This window comes from Salinibacter sp. 10B (assembly GCF_002954405.1).
Lineage (GTDB): Bacteria > Bacteroidota > Rhodothermia > Rhodothermales > Salinibacteraceae > Salinibacter.
Genome location: NZ_MQWC01000004.1, coordinates 1,443,557 through 1,465,340, shown reverse-complemented (window position 1 = coordinate 1,465,340; position 21,784 = coordinate 1,443,557). Strand labels below are relative to the sequence as shown.

The 21,784-nt window shown below is 57.5% G+C and carries 17 protein-coding genes and 1 tRNA gene; 17 read left to right on the top strand and 1 reads right to left on the bottom strand.

The genetic code is table 11. The annotated features are described in order from the left end of the window. Positions 1-150: 150 nt before the first annotated feature. On the top strand, positions 151-2,223 hold the full coding sequence (locus tag BSZ35_RS06305; protein ID WP_181149205.1) for a S46 family peptidase: 2,073 nt from the start codon (positions 151-153) through the stop codon (positions 2,221-2,223). A gap of 45 nt (positions 2,224-2,268) precedes the next feature. Next, positions 2,269-4,506: a S46 family peptidase gene (locus tag BSZ35_RS06300; protein ID WP_105011638.1), complete on the top strand. Its 2,238-nt coding sequence runs from the start codon at positions 2,269-2,271 to the stop codon at positions 4,504-4,506. 42 nt (positions 4,507-4,548) lie between these two features. Here BSZ35_RS06300 and BSZ35_RS06295 read toward each other — a convergent pair whose 3' ends face one another. Beyond that, positions 4,549-5,463 carry a peptidase gene (locus BSZ35_RS06295; RefSeq protein ID WP_105011637.1) on the bottom strand — a complete coding sequence of 305 codons (915 nt, stop codon included), beginning with the start codon at positions 5,461-5,463 and terminating at the stop codon, positions 4,549-4,551. 179 nt (positions 5,464-5,642) lie between these two features. On the opposite strand from BSZ35_RS06295, the gene BSZ35_RS06290 reads away from it, so the two are divergent. The 15 genes from BSZ35_RS06290 to BSZ35_RS06220 all read left to right on the top strand — a co-directional run bounded on the left by BSZ35_RS06290 (position 5,643) and on the right by BSZ35_RS06220 (position 21,760). After that, complete coding sequence (locus BSZ35_RS06290; RefSeq protein WP_105011636.1) at positions 5,643-7,187, top strand: YifB family Mg chelatase-like AAA ATPase; 1,545 nt, start codon at positions 5,643-5,645, stop codon at positions 7,185-7,187. A gap of 246 nt (positions 7,188-7,433) precedes the next feature. Beyond that, positions 7,434-8,165, top strand: coding sequence for a hypothetical protein (locus BSZ35_RS06285; protein ID WP_105011635.1), 732 nt, complete (start codon positions 7,434-7,436; stop codon positions 8,163-8,165). A gap of 79 nt (positions 8,166-8,244) precedes the next feature. Further along, a complete protein-coding gene (locus tag BSZ35_RS06280) occupies positions 8,245-10,023 on the top strand; it encodes an SUMF1/EgtB/PvdO family nonheme iron enzyme (protein WP_219846596.1) in 1,779 nt (592 codons plus the stop codon). Between the two features lie 73 nt (positions 10,024-10,096). Next, positions 10,097-10,768 (top strand): hypothetical protein, encoded by a 672-nt coding sequence (locus BSZ35_RS06275; protein WP_105011633.1) that lies wholly within the window; start codon positions 10,097-10,099, stop codon positions 10,766-10,768. Positions 10,769-10,770: 2 nt separating this feature from the next. Beyond that, on the top strand, positions 10,771-11,826 hold the full coding sequence (locus BSZ35_RS06270; RefSeq protein ID WP_105011632.1) for a GldM family protein: 1,056 nt from the start codon (positions 10,771-10,773) through the stop codon (positions 11,824-11,826). Positions 11,827-11,931: 105 nt separating this feature from the next. Beyond that, positions 11,932-12,522 carry a hypothetical protein gene (locus tag BSZ35_RS06265; RefSeq protein ID WP_105011631.1) on the top strand — a complete coding sequence of 197 codons (591 nt, stop codon included), beginning with the start codon at positions 11,932-11,934 and terminating at the stop codon, positions 12,520-12,522. A gap of 65 nt (positions 12,523-12,587) precedes the next feature. Next, positions 12,588-12,677: transfer RNA gene (locus BSZ35_RS06260), tRNA-Ser, on the top strand. 88 nt (positions 12,678-12,765) lie between these two features. Continuing rightward, positions 12,766-13,884 (top strand): RluA family pseudouridine synthase, encoded by a 1,119-nt coding sequence (locus BSZ35_RS06255; protein WP_105011630.1) that lies wholly within the window; start codon positions 12,766-12,768, stop codon positions 13,882-13,884. A 237-nt stretch (positions 13,885-14,121) separates the two neighbouring features. Beyond that, positions 14,122-15,081 carry an ATP-binding cassette domain-containing protein gene (locus tag BSZ35_RS06250; RefSeq protein ID WP_105011629.1) on the top strand — a complete coding sequence of 320 codons (960 nt, stop codon included), beginning with the start codon at positions 14,122-14,124 and terminating at the stop codon, positions 15,079-15,081. 80 nt (positions 15,082-15,161) lie between these two features. Continuing rightward, positions 15,162-15,887 carry an ABC transporter permease gene (locus tag BSZ35_RS06245; protein ID WP_105011628.1) on the top strand — a complete coding sequence of 242 codons (726 nt, stop codon included), beginning with the start codon at positions 15,162-15,164 and terminating at the stop codon, positions 15,885-15,887. Between the two features lie 60 nt (positions 15,888-15,947). Then, the gene (locus BSZ35_RS06240) at positions 15,948-17,537 is read left to right on the top strand and encodes a Gldg family protein (RefSeq protein WP_105011627.1); all 1,590 of its coding nucleotides are present in this window, start codon (positions 15,948-15,950) and stop codon (positions 17,535-17,537) included. Between the two features lie 57 nt (positions 17,538-17,594). After that, positions 17,595-18,611 (top strand): DUF4340 domain-containing protein, encoded by a 1,017-nt coding sequence (locus BSZ35_RS06235; RefSeq protein WP_105011626.1) that lies wholly within the window; start codon positions 17,595-17,597, stop codon positions 18,609-18,611. A gap of 132 nt (positions 18,612-18,743) precedes the next feature. Continuing rightward, complete coding sequence (locus tag BSZ35_RS06230) at positions 18,744-19,976, top strand: DUF3419 family protein (protein WP_181149203.1); 1,233 nt, start codon at positions 18,744-18,746, stop codon at positions 19,974-19,976. A 119-nt stretch (positions 19,977-20,095) separates the two neighbouring features. Beyond that, complete coding sequence (locus tag BSZ35_RS06225; RefSeq protein ID WP_181149202.1) at positions 20,096-20,866, top strand: class I SAM-dependent methyltransferase; 771 nt, start codon at positions 20,096-20,098, stop codon at positions 20,864-20,866. 54 nt (positions 20,867-20,920) lie between these two features. Continuing rightward, positions 20,921-21,760 carry a UDP-2,3-diacylglucosamine diphosphatase gene (locus tag BSZ35_RS06220; RefSeq protein WP_105011623.1) on the top strand — a complete coding sequence of 280 codons (840 nt, stop codon included), beginning with the start codon at positions 20,921-20,923 and terminating at the stop codon, positions 21,758-21,760. The last annotated feature ends 24 nt before the right edge of the window (positions 21,761-21,784 follow it).

Below are 21,784 nucleotides of genomic sequence, written 5' to 3'. Positions count from 1 at the left end.
TTTGAGTCTTCTTTCCGTCTCTTCGATCCGGTGCCACCGCTCGTACAGATGCTATTTTCTCCTCCCGATCGATCTGCAGGCATGTCTGTGACGGTCGTTTCTGCTTGCGTGGACCACGGTCTGCGTGCCCGGAGAGAGCGGGATGTTCGCATGAATCGATCTGCTCACGTCTTTTGGGTTCTGCTCCTGCTTTTGCTTGCAGGTCCCCCGCTCGTCCTGTCGGCGCAGGCACAGGATCGGAGTGTGCCCCGCTTCGGGCCGCTTGTGTCGCCGGATACGGTTCAGACCGGACCGTTTGACTTCGGGCGTCTCTGGTCGTTTGCACACCCTCCCGTAGATTATGTCGAGAAGCAGTACCGCGTGTCGGGGGGGGCGCGAGGGATCCAGCATGCTCGTCTCGGGACGGTGCGACTGCCGGACTGCTCAGGGGCGCTCGTGTCGCCACAAGGACTGGTTCTTACGGCGGCTCGATGTGTGCCGGCAGGGGCCGGGCGAGACGAGCAGCAGCAGGGGGCGGCCTTCTACGCCGAGGACCAGCAGGATGAACAGCCCCTGGAAACACTCTTTGCGGAGCGTGTGGTGGAGGTTCGGGACGTCACGGGACAAGTGGATTCTCTGGTCGCAGAGGAGGGATCTGCAGAACAAGATACGTCTGTCGGGTCGGCGGCTGTCCAGTTGCAACGTCGGTTGCAGGCAGAGGTCCCGGATCAGCAGTCGGTGGACGTGGTACCCGAAGCCGGAGGGGAGCGATACGTGGCCTACTATTACCGGCGATACGATGATGTCCGGCTTGTTTTTCGGCCCGAACCACAGGTGCAGGCCGGAGTGCAGGAGATGCTCACTTATCCTCAGCACACCTGGGGGGTGGCCATACTTCGCATCTATGAGGATGGCACCCCTCTTTCCTCCGACACTCATTTTGAGCTCCGGCCCCAAGGCGCACGTCCGGGAGATGCTGTCTTTGCTGTTGGCTTTCCGGGAGACACCTATCGTGCAGAAACGTACCAACAGCTTGCGTTCCGGCGCGACGTGACGCATCCAGACCACGTGGCGCGGCTGGACAACTGGACGACGCATGTCCAGCACGTGATGGACACTACGGCGACCCGGTCGTTGTGGAGGCAGCGTTTCCGGGAGGGACAGGGGGAACTCAAGCGCACGAGAGCCCAGCTCGAAAGTCTCCAAAACCGATACGTGATGACTCGGCTGCAGCGTCGAGACGAGGCGTTGCGACGGGAGGAGGGGGCACGCGCGTCACAGGTGATGGAAGAACTGGAAACCCTTCAGGCGGAGAAACGGGAGTACGTAGATCGGTACCAGGCCTTCTCATTCTTGCTCCATCCCGAGTACAGCTCCGCAACCCTCCAGCGAGCATTGCACGCCTACCAGGCGATGAACGACGCACGGTCTCGTTCAGAGGCGTCGGGATCTCCTCTTCAGGCCGTGTCTGCTCAGCCCCCAGCGCTCGATAAGGCGCTGCTGGCGGATCATCTGCACCGCCTGCAAACACACCTTGCGGTCGACAGTGTGCTCGCGCAACGGCTGGCGCAATTCAATGCTGGCGAGATTGTAGAGAACTCCGTCTTGTCCGAACCGGAGGCAGCGCAAACGGCGCTTCGAAACCGAGAGATACCCAGGGACGATCCAGCGATTGCACTGATGACGGCCGTCCACGAGGAATATGCGGCATTTCGGGACGACTGGACCGAGTTGCAATCACGAGAGCAGCGGCTGACCGACCGTCTCTCGGCGATTCGTCACCGGAGCCTGCGGCGTCCCGTCCGTCTTCCGCGGTCGCGCGCACTCCGCCTTGCGGACGGCCGGATCCAAGGATATTCGTACAATGGAACTCTTGCCCCGCCCTTTACCACCTTCTACGGGCTCTACGGGCATCATTCCACTCCGGGAGAGGCGCAGGCACTTCCAGAGCGCTGGCAGGCTCCAGCAAACGCCTTTGATCGATCGACGCCGCTCACCACCGTGGCGAGTACCGATCTTGGGGCCGGTGAGTACGGAGGGCCACTCCTCAACTCCTCTCTTCAACTCGTGGGAATTGTTGTGGACGGAAACGTGCAGAGTGCGGCCGGGACGTTCCTATTTTTGCCGCGCCGAATGCGATCCGTGTCCATCGACATACGAGGCGTACTGGAGGGGCTCTCCGACGTGTACGAGGCGGAGGCGCTGGTGCAGGAGATGACGACGGACTCCGTCTCGCGGCGGTAGCGCCTGCGCGACCACGACCCTTTTGAATTTGTGCTTCCCATTGCTATGCGATCATTTTTCGTTTGGGTGTCCGGGGTCGTTCTGGCCGGGCTACTTTTGGTGGCTGGGTGCGGCACGCCGAGGCAAACCGTGACGGTTGCGGAGCGGCCGCCTGCCTCCAACGATACGGTTTCGGTTGCTGTTGATCGGACGTCCAATGTCGTTTCCATTCCTTCGGGGTATGATACGGTACAGGTGGGGCGGTTCGACCGGGGGAAGCTATGGACCTTCGATCAGGTGCCGGTCGACTATTTCGCATCGGCCTATGGGGTGCGGCCGGACTCGCAGTGGTTGTCGACGGCACGGCAGGCGGCCCTCCGGTTTGGCAACGGCTGCTCGGCGTCGTTCGTGTCGGGGCAGGGACTCATCATGACGAACCACCATTGCGCGCGCGACGCGATTGAAAAGGTAAGCCGCAGGAACGAGCGCCTGTTGGAAAAAGGCTTCCTGGCGGATTCCCTTGCGGGGGAGCGACGAGTGCCGGACTTGCACGTGGATCAGTTGGTGGAAATTCAAGATGTGACGGCTCGGATTAAGCAGGGAACGATGGCGGGGGGCGATACGCGCGGGAGCACAGAACAGCAGCGCATTGGGGTTCTCGAGGATATCATGACGGAGGAGGTGCAGAAAAGAAATGAGCATCTTCGGGTGGAGGTGGTGCCCCTGTACAATGGGGCGCAGTATTCAGCGTACACGTACCGACGGTACAACGACATTCGGCTCGTGATGGCGCCCGAACTGCGGGCCGGGTATTTTGGGGGCGAGGCCGACAACTTTACGTATCCCCGCCATTCCTTCGACGTTGCCTTTCTCCGGGCCTACGCGGACGATGGCACCCCGCTTCAGTCTCCGCACCACTTTTCGTGGGACCTTGGCGGGGCGGAGGCCGGGGAGACGGTCTTTGCCGTGGGGAATCCGGGCTCTACCAGTCGCCTCAAGATGGTATCGCAACTGGAGTACGAACGGGACTATAGCCTGCCCAACCGTCTCGATGTTTTCCAGAAGCGACGGGATTTGCTTCAGTCCTACATCGCGAACAACCCGGAAACAGCTGCCGAGTACGGACTGCAAAATACATTCTTCTCGGTCGGCAATACCATCAAGAGCATTGAAGGCCAGCTCCGCGGATTGCAGGATCCCTACCTGCTGGCGCGGCGAGGGACCGCCGTTCAGGCCCTACTCGACTCGATGGCCACGGTTGATTCGCTCCAGCAGTACAGCCGGGTAGTGGGAGAAGTGAAGCGTCTCCAGCAGTCGAAGCGGATCCTTGCCGACAAGCAGAAGGCCTTCCTCACGTTTGCAAATATTCAGCTCGGCTCTCGAATTCTGACGCGTGCCGTACATGGGTACTACTACGATTTTTTGCGCACCCGAGGGGCCCGTCCGGACCGCGTGGAGGACATTCGCAACGAGGCGCTGCGGATTGAAAACTGGCCTTCCGAGCTCGAGCAATCCATCCTCACCGCCCAACTCAAGGAGCTTCGGACCGCGTTCGGGCCGGATCACCCGACCCTTCAGCGTCTCCTCCGAGACGGCACGCCGGACTCCCTTGCCGCCCGGCTCGTGGAGAACAGTGCCCTGATGGATTCCACGTCGTTCGTTAAGCTTCTCGACGAGGGCTACTTGAAGAGTAAGGATCCGTCGGTGTCCATTATTGAGGCAATCGCGCCTCTTTTTCTGAATACGAACCGGCAGATGGAGGATATTCGTAGTACCGAAGAGAACATGAACGGACGGCTGTCCAAAGCTCGTCGAGCCATCTATGGAGACACGGTCCCTCCGGATGCTTCCTTCACACTCCGCATTTCGGATGGGCGCGTAAAAGGATATCGATACAATGGGTCCACGGCCCCGCCGTTCACCAATTTCTATGGGATGTATGATCGCTACTATTCCCACGCTCAGGAGGACTGGCAACTGCCAGAGCGGTGGGTGAGTCCTCCAGATTCATTCGATCTCGGAACGCCACTCAACATGGTTTCCACCAATGACATCTCGGGAGGAAACTCGGGATCGCCCCTCCTAAACGCTGACCTTGAAGTCGTCGGTGTCATTTTTGACAGCAACATGGAGGCCCTGCCGAACGAGTACCTGTATCGGACGCAGTCGGCACGAGCCATCTCGGTCGACGTGCGTGGAATTGTGGAGGCCCTGCGCAACCTGTATGGGGCCACGCGCCTCGTGGACGAGATTACGACGACAAGCGAAGCGGACGCGTCCGCTGGGGTGGCGAGGCCGGAGTGACGGCAACGGGGCGGAGGGACAGATGCGCGGATAGGCCCTGTTCTAAAGGACGGACCGCAGCGCCCGAACAATGCTAGGGGTGACGTCGGTGAGGTCGGTGGCATCGGCAAAGAAGGGGGCAGCCCAACCGTACACGATCAGCGGCACCGGATTTCGGGTATGTTGCGTGTGCGACGTGTCCTCGAGATTGCCGTGATCGCTGGTGATGAGGAGGGTGTCGTGGGCGGGCGTCAGCACGTCGAGCAGGGCAGACAGAAACGTATCCAAAACGGTGAGGAGGTTGGCAGGAGGAGTGTCGATCCGGCGGTGGCCGACCTTGTCGGTCAGGAAGTACTCAAACAGCGTACAGACGTGTTTTTGCCCGATCGATCCAAGGGTGTGAGCAGCAGTTTCTAAAGACTGCTCGGAGATATCAAGGTTCAGGTGCTCGCGCCAGATCGTCCCGGTTAGGTCGGCGGGCAGGGCCCGTCCCTCTCGGAGGTCGGAAATGTCGCGAAGGGGGACGGAGGCAGCCGAGCAGCAGTACGTCGTAACGGTGGAGCGCCGCCGGGAAGCGTCGAAGTACTGCGGAGGAAACGCGTTGGCAAAGGCTGCAGGAAGGGGGGAAGACGACTGGAGGTCTTGAATCTGCCGAAATACGTTCCGGGTGTCGAGGGCAGAGTGGGTGTCGGAGTGGGGGAAGGGGCCGAAGTGACGACCGACTTGTTCGGCACAATTTACTCCTGTGAAGAGACTTGCCTGACCCGTACCGCTCTGTGGGAGGCCCTCCACCCCGAGGGTGGCATCTAGGGAACGAACGAGGTGTAGTGCGGAAGAGTGAGGGACAAAGGGCCGACACCAGTCTTGGTTGTGGGCAAGGTGGTGAAGTGTTTTGTGTCCGGAATCGGAAAACGGGTTGTCTGTGCTGGGAGGGGCCAGACCAACGCCGTCGAGAAAGAGGAAGAGAAGTCGCTGCATAAGGCTGAAAGGTTGTGGATCCAAGCCTTCCGTACGCCTTGGAGAAATAGACGTTCGCCGTTGACGAGCCGGGGCAGGGGCAGTCGGGCCAGTCCAATACGTTATGATTCCGGAGGACCGTGTGTCTACCGGGTCGGGGCGGATTGGTCATTGGTGTTCCTGAAGTCAACTCACCCTTCATGCTCAGTCAAGTTTGGAGCAGTGCCACACACGGCGTCGAGGCACTTCCCGTCGAAATTGAAACCAACGTCGCATCTGGAATGCGGGGCTTGTCGGTCGTTGGGCTGCCGAGGGCGGCTGTTCGGGAGAGCTTCGATCGCGTACGGGCCGCTCTCGAAAATAACGGCATTCCGGTAGAGTGGGGACGGATCACCATTAATCTCGCGCCGGCCGATGTCCCGAAAGAAAGTGCGGCTTTTGATCTTCCAATGGCCGTGGGGTGGGTAGCAGCTAGCACCGATCTCGTGGACGAGGCCATGCTGGACCGGTATTGGCTGACCGGTGAGTTGGCACTCGACGGCACTGTGCGTCCGGTGAACGGCGTGCTGCCAATGGCAATGAAGGCACGAGAGGAGGGATGCGAGGGCGTATTGGTTCCGGCGGAAAATGCAGCAGAGGCGGCAGTTGTGGAGGGGCTGACCGTATTCCCGATTGCAAGCGTCCCCGAAGCGTTTGAGGTGCTGGAGTCGAGGGGAGAGGCAGGGCCAGAGCCGTACACCAACGACATGGCCGCTCTGTACGAACGAGCACGCCAGTACACACGAGACATGAGGGATGTTCGGGGACAGGAAAATGTGAAACGAGCCCTGGAGGTGGCAGCCGCCGGTGGACACAATGCACTGATGGTAGGGCCCCCGGGGTCGGGAAAAACAATGCTTGCCCGACGAGTCCCAACGATTCTGCCTCCCCTCTCGTCGGATGAGGCCCTGGAGACGACGAAGATTCACTCGGTGAGTGGAGAGCTTCAGAGCGAGCATGGGCTCTTGGCTACTCGTCCATTTCGGGCTCCCCACCACACGATTTCCGATGCCGGGTTGTGTGGCGGAGGGGCACATCCCTCTCCGGGGGAAATATCCCTTGCACACAACGGAGTGCTCTTTTTGGACGAGTTGCCGGAGTTTCAGCGACGGGTTTTGGAGGTGCTCCGGCAGCCGATGGAAGAAGGAAACATTACGATTAGCCGAGCACAGTCGACAGTGACCTATCCGGCACAGTTTATGCTGATAGCCTCCATGAACCCGTGCCCCTGCGGGCACCTAAACGACCCGAACCGAGAATGCGTGTGTACGCCCTCTCAAGTTCAGCGATATTTGGGGAAAATCAGCGGTCCTCTGATGGACCGGATTGATCTTCATGTTGAAGTGACGCCCGTTGATTTCGACGATATGAGTGCTGATCGGTCCGGGGCATCATCGGAATCGATTCGAAAACGGGTGGTGGAGGCCCGTTCGCAACAAGAAGAGCGGTTTTGCGATGGAAATGTTCATTGTAATGCCCAGATGGGGGCACAGGCAGTACAATCCCATTGCGAACTCGACGAGGCTGGGACGAATTTGCTCCGTACAGCGACCGATCGGCTCGGGCTGAGTGCACGGGGATACACGCGCATATTAAAGGTGGCACGAACGGTTGCAGATTTGGAACAGGCATCGCAAATTCAACCCGATCATGTATCGGAGGCCATTCAGTACCGCTCTCTCGACCGCAGTTGGTGGAATGGGTAGCATCACCCCATTCGGGGGAGGCTCCGGAAACCAGGCTGAAACCTGTTGGGTATTTGTCCTTACATCAAGGAGAAGTGCAGGAGCAGGTAGCGTTGAACTTACAGTGGAGAGGTGGCGACTCATCCTTGGCATAGGTGGATGCATTTGCCACTGACCAATCCATTCAATAACATTACGTAGTGTTGTCCCCGCAACCCGGTTCTCTGCAGCGTACTCATCTATCTTTGTTACTTTCAGGTGGGACCTATGCTCATCACTCTGCCGCCTCGAGGGAAGTCGCTGGTCCTGGTAGGAATCTTGCTCTCTCTTTTCGCAGGACAGCAAGTTCTGGCTCAAGCCCCCCAGGGACGTTACCCCCAAAACAGAGGAGAAAGAGGTTCTGGAGGGCAGCAGTCTCAACCCCAAGCTCAGCAGAGTGAGCCGTTCATTCACGGAGTGTCGATAGGGGTTGGGCTTGCGGTTTATCAGGGGGATTTTAGCCGAAACCCAAACCATAACCTCGTTAAGTATCTCGCAGGAAGTGGGGCGCTTTCCCTTCGGGCGGGAGTCGATCACAGGCTGGGGCGATTTGACCAGTATGGAGTCGGGGCTGATTTGGTGTACAATCGGCTTTCGGGAGAGACAACGGGAGGATCAGGATTCAAGGCGAATTCCCTCGCGCTCGACTTCTATGGGGACTATGAATTGCCTTACATCGCACCCGGGCTGTTTAGGGTGTTCGTAGGGGGCGGTCCAAACTTCATCATTTCCCCTTCCTATCAGAACTTCCCTGAAGAGACGGAGGACAATAATTACAACCCGCTCGGCACGAGAGTCTCGGCATCGCTCAAGGTTGGGGTTACGATTCTGGATAAGTTTCGGGTAGGAACTCGGATTGCGTCTTCTGATCTGATTGATGGGTACAAGGGGTTCGATCCAAACGGAGTACCGGACTTCGTATCCTTTGTTAACTTTAGTTATAGATTTGATATTGACTAAAGTTGAAGGGTGAGGGGTTCGTCGCGTACCAAGAAATATTCCTCTTTTTAAGATGAAAGCTGGAAGGTGGACAAAAGCATTGGCGGTTCTCTTTCTCATCGCCTGGGGAGGCTGGGGAGGAGTAGAGGCCTTCGCGCAGCGCCTGTATGTGAGTGGTGGAGCACAGCTTGCTTCCCAGTCGATTCAGAGCTCGATTGCTGGAACGAATCCGGCGATTCAGGGAGGTATCCAGTTTGAGTCGTCTGAGCATCTCCGCTTTCGACTAGGGGGGACGTACCAGAACATTTACTCCGTAGAGGGGGCGATGCAGATCCATTACTTGGGGGACAGTGAACCAGTAAATCCCTACCTCACCGCCGGGTACGGGTATTTTGTCAACGGCTCAGGAGAACGTGGCGTGATTCCTGTGGGGTTAGGTCTTGAGTACGGGTTTGCGAAAAACCTTGCGCTCAATGTCGAAATGAGCGGCCGATTTGGGGTGAATGAGGTCGTGAATGGACAGCGGCTCAATCTGAACGTGATGTCTGCCTTCTTGCCAAGTATCGGGATTACATACAAGCCGGAGAAGATCGACCGGCGGCCCGCCCCCACTCCTGTAGAGGGAGAGGCTGGAGAGATTGCTGGAAATGAAGGCCAGTTCGGTGGCCGTTCGGCCGAGAATGAGATCGACAGTCCCTTTGAGGACCCGGTGTCCGGGTCTCAGATGGCCATTCAGAAGTTTGACATTCCTTATACTCTTGACTCGCTGAAGAGGGCTGATCCCTTGATCGTGCAGCGCGGTCAACCTGCCCCGTTCGATGATCCCGGACAGACCCCGATTACAGGATCCCCAACGCTTTCGAACGATGGAACGATGGTGCGCCTGCCGGACGGATCCTTCATTATGGGGCTGACAGATGAAGACCCGCTCGATATCCAAAACGCCGGACGGAAGAAGGTTACCGTCAGTTCGTTCTACATCGACCGGTTTGAGGTTACGAACAAAGAGTACCGGGATTTTGTGAGCGATCTCTCTGGGGAGGAGCGGGAGCAGCGATTGCCCGACTCCACCGCCTGGGACGAGTCAGTGAGCCGAGCCAACTGGAAGACCTACTTCTACGGATCCGAGCGTAGTGACTATCCCGTTGTTGCTGTGACGTGGAAGGATGCAAAAGAGTACTGTAAGTGGGAAGGGAAGCGCCTTCCGACGGAGGCAGAATGGGAGTATGCGGCACGAGCCGGACGAGTTGGCGGAGTATACCCATGGGCAGGATTCTCTCCACGTGATCCTCAAGGACGGTACCTCGCGAACTTTAATCCTGGTCGGCAGGGGCAGGCAGCCGACGGGTACGCATTCACTGCTCCTGTGGGTACGTATCCGCCCAATAAGTGGGGGCTCCACGACGTGGCAGGAAACGTAGCAGAATGGGTTGAAGATGCATACACGCCCAGTTACTCCGCCCTCTCGGGCCTCGATCCGGTGTATACGGATCCGGAGGAGGACCGGCGTGTGGTGCGTGGGGGATCCTGGGCGTCGAATGCCTTCCAAATTGGGGTTGGCGTGCGAAATTTTCAGCAGAAGGATGAAGCCTCCTCACGAATTGGGTTCCGCTGTGCTGCGGATATTAGCTCCATTGAGGGACAGCAAGAGAGCCTAGGGCCTCAGCCTACGCCGCCTCCACAGAATCAGCCCCAGCCGGGAGCAAACCAGAATGGTGGAAATGCCCAGCAGCCTGGACAACAAGGCCAGGGGGGACCTCCTCAGACGCCTACGCCGACTCAGGGCGGTGGCGGGCAGCAGGGGGCCCCAGACACACCTCAGACCGGCGGGCAGGGAGGAAACGGAAATCAGGGAGGAAACAGTGGAGGGGGGCTTTAGACCTCAGTTCGGCGCCCACTTCGGCTCTTCCGCACGCTCAATATTGAATTCGTATAGTCTACTCTAAGACGCTATGGCCACACCGAAGCAGAAAGCTGTGCTAGAGAGAATCAAGAAGGTGCTGGGGTTCTTTATCGGCATCTTCGGTGCCCTTGCAATCCTGGGGGTCTTCTTCAAAATCCTAAAGTACCCCAACTGGGAGCTGTTCATGCAGCTTGGGTTTGTCGGGGAGGCAGCCACCTTTGTGATTATGGGGGCTCTTGAACTGGGGCAGGCCTTCCTGATTGACGTTCCTGAAGAGGGCGAAGGAGCGGTTGGAGAAGCCTCCTCCGCGGCGACTGCCGAAGGGGCTACCGACGTCGGTAAGCCTGTGCGGGCGTCCGCTCGTGAGATGATCCAGAAGAAGGTGAATGACGACCTCAATGTAATGATGGGGGCGTTGGGCAAGGAGATTAAACAGTTCGGCGGGGAAATCCATGAAATGGTCGGAGAGATGAAGCAGGCCCGCGTTGCAGTCCAGGACATGAGAACGAAACTGGACGAGGTCGCGACCGGAGATCTGGCCGAGGATGCGGAGCGTCTGGGACAGGGGATGAACTCCCTGGGAGCAGAAATGGAAAATGCGGGTAGTGCTGTGGAGGAAATGCGAAATGATCTTGACGAGATGCTTCGTCGGTTTCAGAAGTTCAACGATCCGCAGGTTACCCCGAACGGAGTCTCTGACACAAACAAAACCGTTAGCTAGTCATGGCACAAGGTGGTGGAGACATAAAACAGCTTCGGTATAGGGTGATGCTGGCTCTATACCTTCCGATTCTTCTGTACTCCTTCAGCACGTTCGACCTTAAGGAGCAGAGTGTTGCTGCAGAAAAGGTGGAACCCATCCTTGTGGGGGGACAGAGTACAGTCGTCCTTGGGCAAGAGTACACGGCCAACGCCTATCTGAAGGCTTCTCAACTTGCGAAGGGAGGAGAGATTACCCTGCGCACCGACGATAAGAAGGTGACGGTTGAGGGAAATGAAAATATCCAAGTTGCTACGGCCGAACTGCTTGCTGAAGGGGAGGACGAGAAAAAGATTGACTATTCTGTGACCATGCAGTATAGTCAGCTCAAGGGGGACGTAAGCAAGACTCTAAACGGGTCCTTTACTGTCCGTCGGCCGGAACTTGTGGCGACAAGTGTTGCCACGAAGTCGCTCTATCGGCGAACACGCAATCAGATCCGAATTGACGTTCCGGGACTTGAAGGGCGTCCGCTGCAACTCGAATCCTCATCTGGGTCCAGTGTAGATGGACGTCAGCTCACCTTGAGTCCTTCCTCGAACAGTGTCACGGTTCGGGCGTACCTGCCCTCTGAGAACGGTGAAAATGTGTATCTGGGGGAGAAAGAGTTTGCAGTCATTGACCCTCCCCGTCCCCAGTTGAGGGTGCTTGATGCCCAGGGAGAACAGTTAGCAAATGGGGATAATATTTCTCGGGCACGTCCCACATTGCAATTCCAGGTTGAGGCCGATCCCGAGTTTGCCAAGAGCTATCCGCAAGATGCGAACTATCGGGTTCGCCGAGCGAAGGTCTCTATTCGTAAGGGGCTGAAGGCGAGTCAGGAGATTGGCACATTTAATCTCGGACAGAATTCAACTCTCAAGGCAGAATTGATCAGGGGGCTTAGTCAGGTTGGAGCTCAATCGAAGGACCGGGTGATCATTCAGTTGCAAGATGTGGTACGGATTAATCACGCCGGGCAAGCAATTCCGGTGAACCTGAATGAATCTAGTCTCTCGTATAGCTTCATATTGGCGTAGACTAGAAGGGCTGCATTCCGGAGCAATATTTTATGCAATAGAATAGAGGTGGAAAATATGATTAGGACTAATCAAGGAGTTCTGCTATCGATAGTGTTTTTCGGGATGGTGTTGGCCCTCCCGTTTCAGGAAGCCAGTGCGCAGCGCTGGCTGCAGACCTCCCAGCTGTTTGTTAATGAGCTTGAGTCCAACAGTCCGCCTCGTGTTCTCCTGGACACTCTTACCCAGGTTCTGAAACGAAGCGATAGCCTCAAGGTAAGCCGCAAGCCGGATGGGGAGGAGTACGAGATCTCGGAACTGAGAGATCAACTCATTAACGGACCGGGCATTGGGCTAACAAGCGCCAACGGCATATTCATTGATTACAGGTTCGAAATCCGGAATAGGGGATTTGAGGAGAGTATAGAGAGCTTCCGGTTTATCTATCGCCCCACTGGTGGAACCGGGGAAGACATTGAAATGCTCTATGTCGATGCCTCTGAGACCTGGGTGAAGAATATCCTCCGCAACAAGGGAACCACTTTGACGACGAACCAGGCAGCCCTGAAGACGTTTAGTGACCAGCTTTCATTTGCTCGGATGGCAAAAAGTGGGCAGGTTGTTGAGATTGCCGGGGAGACGGTTCGAGAAGGATTCGAAACGGAGAAGCGACAACTCGTCCAAAAAATCCAGCGACTGACATACGAATCGATGTAGGCTTCCCAACGTCTTCCCTCGATGAGTTTTTCCGTTTCGTCGAGGAGATTGATACTCTTTCTTCAGGTGGGGTGGCAGAGCCTGGTTGAATGCACCGGTCTCGAAAACCGGAGGGCCCGCTATGGGTCCCGGGGGTTCGAATCCCTCCCCCACCGCTTTGGATTCTCTTCCCCTTTCAGTGCAAGCTGAAAGGGGATTTCCTATTTCTGATCGTTGTTCGATTCTCCCTGTTTGGCGTCTGGCATGTCAACCTCCTCTGATCACTTCCATCCGGATGACTACAAAGCCGAGGTGACTCGAAAGGAGAATGTTGTCGAAGTCAACGTTCCCAACTCATTTAGCGGACAGAAGCGAGTTGATAAGTATCTGACCCGGTTCTATCCGGATGCCTCCCGCACGAAAATTCAACGGTCGATCCGGAAGGGACACATTGCTGTAAATGGGGAAGAGGTGCAAAAGTCTTATCTCATTGAGCCGGGCGACCGGATCCTTTTTCGCCTGATCCGTAAGCCCCCAATGGAAGCGGAGCCTGAAGATCTCCCCCTCGATGTTGTGTATGAGGATGAGGATCTACTGGTGGTCAATAAGCAACCCGGGATGGTCGTGCACCCAGCCCCCGGCCATCGCTCGGGGACACTGGTCCACGCCGTACTCCATCATGTAGACGGTGGAACGGTATCTGCCGATGATTCGAAGGAGGCGGGAAGGGATGAAGACGTAGGGCTATCGATGGTGAACGCTCTTCCGGAATCTCCAGACCACCCCGTCGTTCGTCCTGGAATTGTGCACCGCCTCGACAAAGGGACGTCCGGATTGCTGGTGGTTGCAAAACGAGATCGGGCACACACGGCCTTGGCTGACCAGTTCAAGGCACACACCGTAGATCGGCACTACCGCGCGATCCTGTGGGGACACCTCGATCCACCGAATGGGAGGATCGAAGGCGCAATTGGGCGGGATCCACACCATCGCCAGAGAATGGCCGTGGTGTCAGAAGAGAACGGGAAATGGGCTGTCACCCACTACCAGACCATAGAGCGATTGGAAAACACCTCTGTGGTTGACTTTTGGTTGGAGACTGGGCGTACACATCAGATCCGTGTACATTCTCAGTATCGCAATCATCCGATTCTTGGAGACCCGAAGTATGGGGGGCAGTCCATTCGTTATGGGACTCAGTCGACGGAGCGGCGTGCTCGCTTCGATCAAATCTTCGAAATTCTTCCCCATCCCGCACTCCATGCCTATCGATTGGGGTTTACGCACCCCAGGACGGGCAAGCAATTGAATTTCGAAGTGGATCCTCCTTCCCACTGGGAAGAAGTACTCGAGTTGATCAGATCCGGAGTGGGCGAGGGATAGAGGGGAATGAAGTCTCCGTTTTTTGAAAACCCATGGGGAATAGCAAGCAGGGGAAGCAATGAGCACAGGGGGAGAAGAAGTGGATCATCAAGACGAGTTTTCACGTGATCTCCGATGAACCCCTATAATATTGGGCACGATCTCTCGTTCAGTTCGCCCTCCCGCTGAGGGAAAATCGACTCCGAGGGCGAGCATACCGCAACGCATTCGATTTCCCACGAGCGATCGTTCTGCCTCATGGGCATCACTGCGACGAACCTCACGAAGGTCTACGGCACACAGAAGGCCGTAGACGACATCAGCTTTGAGATGAATACGGGAGAGGTACTGGGGTTTTTGGGCCCGAATGGGGCCGGCAAAAGCACGACAATGCGCATCCTCACGTGCTACCTCAGCCCCACTGCGGGTACAGCGTCGCTTGATGGATACGACATCCACGAGCATCCCCAAGAAGTGCGACGTCGGATTGGATATCTACCGGAGAACACCCCGTTATACACCGACATGCCGGTGGTCGATTATCTCCGTCTCTCGGCCGACCTGCAAGCAGTACCGCAGGACAAGGCTACTCAGCGGATTCAGGAGATGATGGATGTGTGTGGTCTTGGGCCGGAGCGTCACAAGCGCATTGGGGAACTGTCGAAGGGATTTCAACAGCGCGTAGGACTCGCACAGGCCCTGCTACACGATCCCCCGGTCCTCATTCTGGATGAGCCTACGACCGGTCTTGACCCGAACCAGATCGCCGAAATTCGGGAGTTGATTAAAGAGATTGGCAAGGAAAAGACGGTCATGCTGAGCTCCCATATCCTGAAAGAAGTGGAGATGACGTGTGACCGTATTCTCATTATTGATCAGGGGCAGATTGTGGCCGATGGACCCACAGAAGAGTTGCGAAAACAGTTTATGGGGGGGGCCCGACTTCGGGTTCGAATTGACGTTCCCGATACTGATGATGTGTATGCAGCGTTCGAGAGCCTGGACGGGGTTAGCTCTGTTCAACGCACGGACGGCTACTACGAGCTCGTTGCCGACAGGGAGGACGATCTTGCTGCTGATGTATTCCATCTTTGTATCGATCGGGGCTGGACCCTTACCGAATTGACTCCTCTTGAGTCGAGTTTGGAAGATGTCTTCCGAGAACTGACAGAGACGCCGGAGACCCCTGGGGGATTGGAGAAAGCACCGGCAGGTTGAGTCTTGTTCGAGTGTGTGTTCACGAAGGGCCAATGCCCTGTTCATGACGATTCGTCTGACCAGAGATTGTCTCTTCGATTATGCACGCCGTATGGACCATCTGCAAGCGTGAAATCAACGCGTTCTTCGACTCGCTCACGGCATACGTACTGCTCGTTATTTTTCTTGGCCTTAGCGGCACGTTTACGTGGCTGTTCGGGCAAGGAGACATCTTCTTCGTAGGGGAGGCTTCGCTCAGCACATTCTTCCAGGTGTCGTTCTGGACTCTTTTTTTCTTCATCCCGGCCGTTACGATGGGGATGGTGGCCGAGGAGCGACGCAGCGGGACCCTTGAGCTTTTGGCGACGAAGCCGCTGGACGACCTCCAGATCGTAGCAGGGAAATGGTTGGCTGCCTGGGGGCTTGTGGCCATTGCCCTGGCATTTACGCTCCCCTACTACGTGACCGTTGCGCAACTCGGCCCCATTGATCATGGCGCCACCCTCAGCGGATATATTGGCCTCCTGCTCGTGAGTGCCGTCTATGTGAGCATCGGCATTTTTGCGTCGAGCCTCACGAGCAATCAGATCGTAGCGTTTTTGCTCAGTCTCTTCATTGCCGTCTTTCTCCATCTCCTTTTTGGGCAGATGGCGAGCATTCTTCCGGGGAGGGTCGCCAACATCGCGGAGTTTCTGGATTTGCAACATCATTTTCAGACGATGGCCCGAGGTGTGATTGACGCGGCCTCCGTGCTTTATATAGCAACGATCACCATCGGTGCTGGGCTGGCGGCCACCGTCACACTCAAGAGTCGGAGATGGCACTAGCGATTCTCTTCTCACGATCACAACGCTCAAACCCAAACGAAAACCGGATCTGTTCGCTCCATGTCAAACGCATTCGCAGGCTTTCTTGCGAACCGGCGCGAAGCACTGCTACAGGTACTACTCATTGCGGGTAGTCTCATTGCTCTCACCTATACGGCCCATCAGTTTGTTTGGCGGGCTGACCTTACCGAGAACAACCGCTATACGCTTGCAAGTGCGAGTCACGACATTGCGGGGGAGTTGGTTGATCCAGTGACGGTAACAGCGTATTTCACGGCAAACCTTCCCTCTCGATTTGGGCGCACGAAAGAGGAATTTCGGGCACTGCTACAGGAGTTTCGGGCGGCGTCGGACGGAAATGTTGAGTTTCGATTCGTCAACCCCAACGAAAGCGACGAAAAGGCACGTGCAGCCCGGCAGGCGGGTATTCGTCCGGTCACCATTGATGTCCGCCAGCGAAACAAGATGACGCAGAAGCGGGCATATCTGGGAGCGGTCTTTCAATATCAGGAGCGGCGCGAGGTCCTGTCTTTTATCGAACCGGGGTCGGCACTGGAATATACCATCGCGAGCACGATACGGAAGCTTACAACGAAGGACAACGACGTCCTCGGAATTCTCCAGGGACATGGAGAGCCGTCGCTCAGTGAAATGACACAACTCCGCGACGCTTTAAAAGGCCGGTACAATCTACAGACGATTTCGGGCGTTGACTCCACCGGTGTACCGGCCAATGTCGATGTGCTTCTGGTGGCTCGACCACAGGAGCGGCTTTCTACTCAGGCCGTTCGTGCCCTCGACCAATACGTGATGCGAGGGGGACGAATGATCGTCGCGCTGAACCGGGCACGGCCGAACATGCGATTGGGGCGGGCGCGGCCTCAATCTACGGGGTTGGACTCTCTTCTGTACGACTACGGCCTTCCGATCCGAGCGGATCTCGTACGGGACCGAAACGCGTCCGCAGTGCGGGTTCAACAGCAGCGTGGCGGCTTCAACGTCGTAAATCAGATCCGATATCCGTACATTCCGCAAATCGCCAACTTCTCGTCGCACCCCATCAGCGACGGATTGGACCAGGTGGTTTTCCGCTTTGCGTCCTCACTGGATACGACCCGAACCGACACGACCGCCGAACTGACCGTATTGGCACGCTCGTCTGAACAGTCCGCGACGGTTGGCCTGCCGACAAGCATACGACCGCAACAGGAATGGACGGTGTCGGACTTTTCAGGGGCCAACATTCCGATCGCAGGGGTGTTGGAGGGGACCTTTACGTCGGGCTTTGCAGATGCGGACACCCTGTCAGTGGAGCGAACGCAAAGCCCCGACACGAAGCTTGCCGTGTTTGGGGACGGAGACTTCATTGTTAATGGGTCCGGTCAACGAAAACGGCGCCTCCCCGAGGGCAACATCAACCTCATGGCCAATAGCATCGACTACCTTGCGGATGATACGGGACTGATTGCCCTCCGGACGCAGCGGGTAACGAGCCGACCCTTGATGCAACTTGCCCCCACGACGCAGACTGTTCTGAAGTACCTGAATGTATTGCTTCCCATCCTTCTGGTGATTGGGTATGGGGGGATACGGTATCGGCGCAATCAAGCCCGACGCCGACGCTGGAAGGAGGACGGCATCAGCGCTTAGCCGTCCGTTGAGTTCTCCTCACGCACGTACCCTCGGGATTTGAATTACGACATTACCATGACGAACGCGACGAAAACCCTATCGATCGTGTTTGTGGGTACGCTTCTCCTTGCCCTCGGAGTGTCGTGGAGGGGGAGCGACACGTCTAGCGAGGCGTTTCAGGGGCAACTGTTACCAGTAGATACGAGTGTGGTACAGGCGGTCCGGATCGAGCGTGCGAATGAGCCGTCAGTGCGGTTAGAACAGGGAGATGGCGGATGGTCGGTCGTGCCTTCGGACACATCAGTGGCGTTCCCGGCCAACGAGGAGGCCGTACGCCGTCTCCTCAGTTCGCTTCCGGGTCTTCAGGTCGACGCCGTTGTGACCCGGCAGTCGAGCAAGCATCCGCGCTATGGTGTGGACTCGACCGGCACGGCCATTACGATGCTGGGAAGCGGGGACGAGACGCTGGGCCAGCTCATCGTGGGACGGACGCGGATCCGTCGTCCTCAATCGCGAAATCAAGGGCGATCTCGAATGCGGCAGATGCGTCGACGACGGGGCACGCCCATCACCTACGTCCGCTCGCCCAATCGGACGGACGTCTACTCGATCGAACAGTCGCTCCAGTCGATCACGTCCCGCAGCGTCGAGGACTGGCGGGACAAGGTGATCTGGAATGTTGACCGGGCCGACATCCAGCGAGTCGACTTCACATTTCCGGGGGACAGCTCATTCACCATGCGGCGCCCATCGAACAGCGACACTTCTTCCGCTGTGGGACCGTCTACCTGGGTTGCAGGAGGCGATACGCTGGCAAGTCGCAAAGCGACTTTCGCGCTTCGTACCCTGTCCACCCTCGAAGCCAACAGCTTTGCGTCCGGCGTGGCCCCCAATGAGGTGGGACCGGCCCGGCACACGATTCGTCTCCACCTTTCTGATGGGACACAACGGACCCTCCAGCTTCGTCCTGCCCCGTCTGGCGACGCGTACCGTGCCACTGCCGAAGGCTACAACTACGTTGCCCGGCTCCAGCGGGACACCTGGGACAGCAGAGTGCTCCGGCAACGCGCGGCCTACCTCGACTCCAACTGACGGTCCGAGTAGAGGTGATCCACTGATAATCCGGGCGTAATCACGAGATAACGCCGCGGCTCTACATTTGAGAGTGGCCACAGGCTCTAATCGGACTCGCCACTCTCGTTCGCGGACCCTCGGATGCTCACCATGTCGGACTCGACGGTCGATCGCCTAAAACGCGCTGTTCATCGAAACCACCGGGTGTCCCGAGAGGGACTGCTGGAGCGGCTCTTCACGCTGTGGTTTCGGGGGCTCGTGTACACCCAGATCTGGGAGGATCCGCGAGTGGACGCAGCGGCCCTTCACCTCGACGAGTCAAGTCGAATTTTTACCATTTCATCGGCCGGATGCAATGTGCTCAACTATCTCGTTCACGAGCCTGAGCAGATTTTGGCAGTGGATTTAAACATGGCCCATATGGCCCTCACTCGGCTCAAGATGGCTGCTCTTCGGCAGCTTCCAGATCACGAGCATTTCTTCCAGTTCTTTGGCGAGGGAGAGGGCGAAGAGAACATCGAGGCGTATCACGAGCACATCCGTCCGCACCTCGATTCGACGACGCAAGAGTTTTGGGAGAAGCGTCCCTGGAGCGGCTTTCGACGCCCGCGCATCCGGGCCTTCAAACACGGTGTTTACAAGCACGGGGTGCTGGCGCGCTTTCAGGGCGTGGCCCAGTGGGTCTCACAGATGGTACAGGATCGTGAGCCGAGCGAGTTGTTGCGGGCCGACAATCTGGAGGAGCAGCGGGAGTTCTTTGAGGAATGTGTAGCGCCGTTTTTTGATCATTCTCTTGTCCGACGGATTGCACGACAGCCCGCCACTCTCTACAGCTTCGGCATCCCGCTGAGCCAGTACCAGAGTCTTTCCACTGCGGCCGACACGTCGATCGTCGATCTCTACCGCAAACGACTGGAGCGATTGGTGTGCGGCTTTCCGCTCTCGGACAATTACTTCGCCTGGCAGGCCTTTGGGCGCCAGTACGATACCGACCAGCGGGAGGCGCTTCCAGCCTACCTTCGCGCTGAACACTACGGGCAACTCCGGTACGACCTCGATCGGGTGGACACGCGCATTGCTTCGGTTCAGGAGGCCCTTCGGGATCAGCCCGACAGCAGCTTCGACAGCTTCGTGCTACTTGACGCGATGGACTGGATGGAGCCGGAGGCCATTGCTGCGCTCTGGGCTGAACTGGCCCGCGTGGGGGAACCGGGAGCCCGCATTATTTTCCGTACCGCTGGGCTCGACTCAGTGGTCGAGCCGGCACTGCCGTCCGATCTGCGCAGTCGATTCACGTACGAGCGTGACCGGTCAGAGGCGCTTCATGCAAAGGACCGATCGGCGGTCTACGGCATGTTTCACCTCTATGTGCTGACCGGCTAGTGCGTGGAAAGACAACCGCACGGCCCCGGGAAGCTTCCGATTATTCGGAACCACTCTCGTTCGTCATCACACTCTCGTTCGTCATCAAAGGCCACGCCACGGCCCAACCCATGTCGAAAATGCCCCTCTCGTCCTCCATTGAAGACCCAGTACGGAAAATGAATCGAATGTACCGGTGGACGCGCCACGTGTATGACTGGTCGCGCCGGTACTACTTGCTTGGGCGAGACCGAATGTTGAGGGCCATTGCTGAACAGCCGAGTAGCAATGTGTTGGAAATTGGGTGCGGCACCGCTCGCAATTTACGCATGCTCGATCAACACGCTCCGCAGCATACACTGTACGGACTGGATGCCTCCCTTTCGATGCTCGCGACAGCTCGGGCCAAGATGGAGCGGGAGGGCTGTCTCGACGATATTACGCTTGGCCACGGACTGGCACAGGCGCTTGATTCCCGAGAGCAGTTTGGGGTCGAGCGGGACTTCGATGTCATCTTTTTCTCGTACGTTTTGTCGATGATTCCCGACTGGACGGCGGCACTCGGCTCTGCCCTTGCTCATCTGGCGCCGGGCGGACGGATCCACATCGTCGACTTTTGGGATCAGGCCGATCTTCCGGAGTGGACCGCTATGGTTTTGCAGCGTTGGTTGGCGCTTTTCGATGTGTATCCCCGGCCCGATCTTATCCGCGCGCTCCGTCGCCTCGACGGGGTCGATGGGGTTACCTGTACCGTGGCCCCCGTTGCTTACCGGTACGCCTACTGGTCCACGATTCGTGTATCGGGAGCTGTGTCCGCCTCGGCGTTCGATGGACTGGGAATGGAGGTCCCTTCGGTTTCATCTGCTTCTGAGTCGAAACGATTTGAGGGGCTTCACACAATTGTCGATTAACTCCGTGGCCGTAGGGGGCTGCTGAGTATCCGTCCTTTCCCGCATCATTGCTCTATGCCCGTGCTTCGACGATACCGCACGATCTGGATCTCAGACGTTCACCTCGGCACGCGAGCGTCGAAGGCCAACGGAGTGATCGACTTTCTGGAGCATCACAAAGCGGAGCGGTATTACCTCGTTGGTGATATCGTGGATGGATGGGCCTTGCAGCGCTCCTGGTACTGGCCATCCTCTCACAACGAGCTCCTGCAAATCTTGCTGGAACGAGCGGGAGAAGCAGAGATGATTTATATTCCCGGCAACCACGATGAGGCGGCCCGTCAGTTTCCCGGGCTCCAGCTCGGAGGCATCACGATTCGATCGAATGTGATCCACACGACCGCAGACGGGCAGCGTCTTCTGGTGCTTCACGGAGATGAGTTCGACGGAGTAGTGCGGCACGCCCGCTGGCTCTCCAAACTCGGAGGATGGGCGTATCAGACTCTTCTCACGCTCAATCGCCACGTCAACCGGGTGCGTCGATGGATGAACAAGCCCTACTGGTCACTGGCGGCCGCCGCAAAAACCACCACGAAGCGCGCTGTGCAGTACATTGCGGATTTTGAGCAGGCCGTCGTGCAGCGTGTCCAGCGAGAGGATGTAGACGGGGTCATCTGCGGACACATCCACGTGCCGGAGCTCCGGCCCATCGATGGGGTTACCTACGCCAACACAGGCGACTGGGTGGAAAATTGTACGGCTTTAGTCGAGCACATGGATGGACGGCTTGCGCTTCAACAATGGACGCCCGTCCCAGAGGGGGCATCGTCGCCCCCACATGCTGCAGGCACGGCGGGAGATGGAGCACCCAAGAACGACTGGTCACCGTCGCCTCAGATCGGGGCGTCAGCGTGAAGGCGCCCTCGTTCAGTCTGTTCA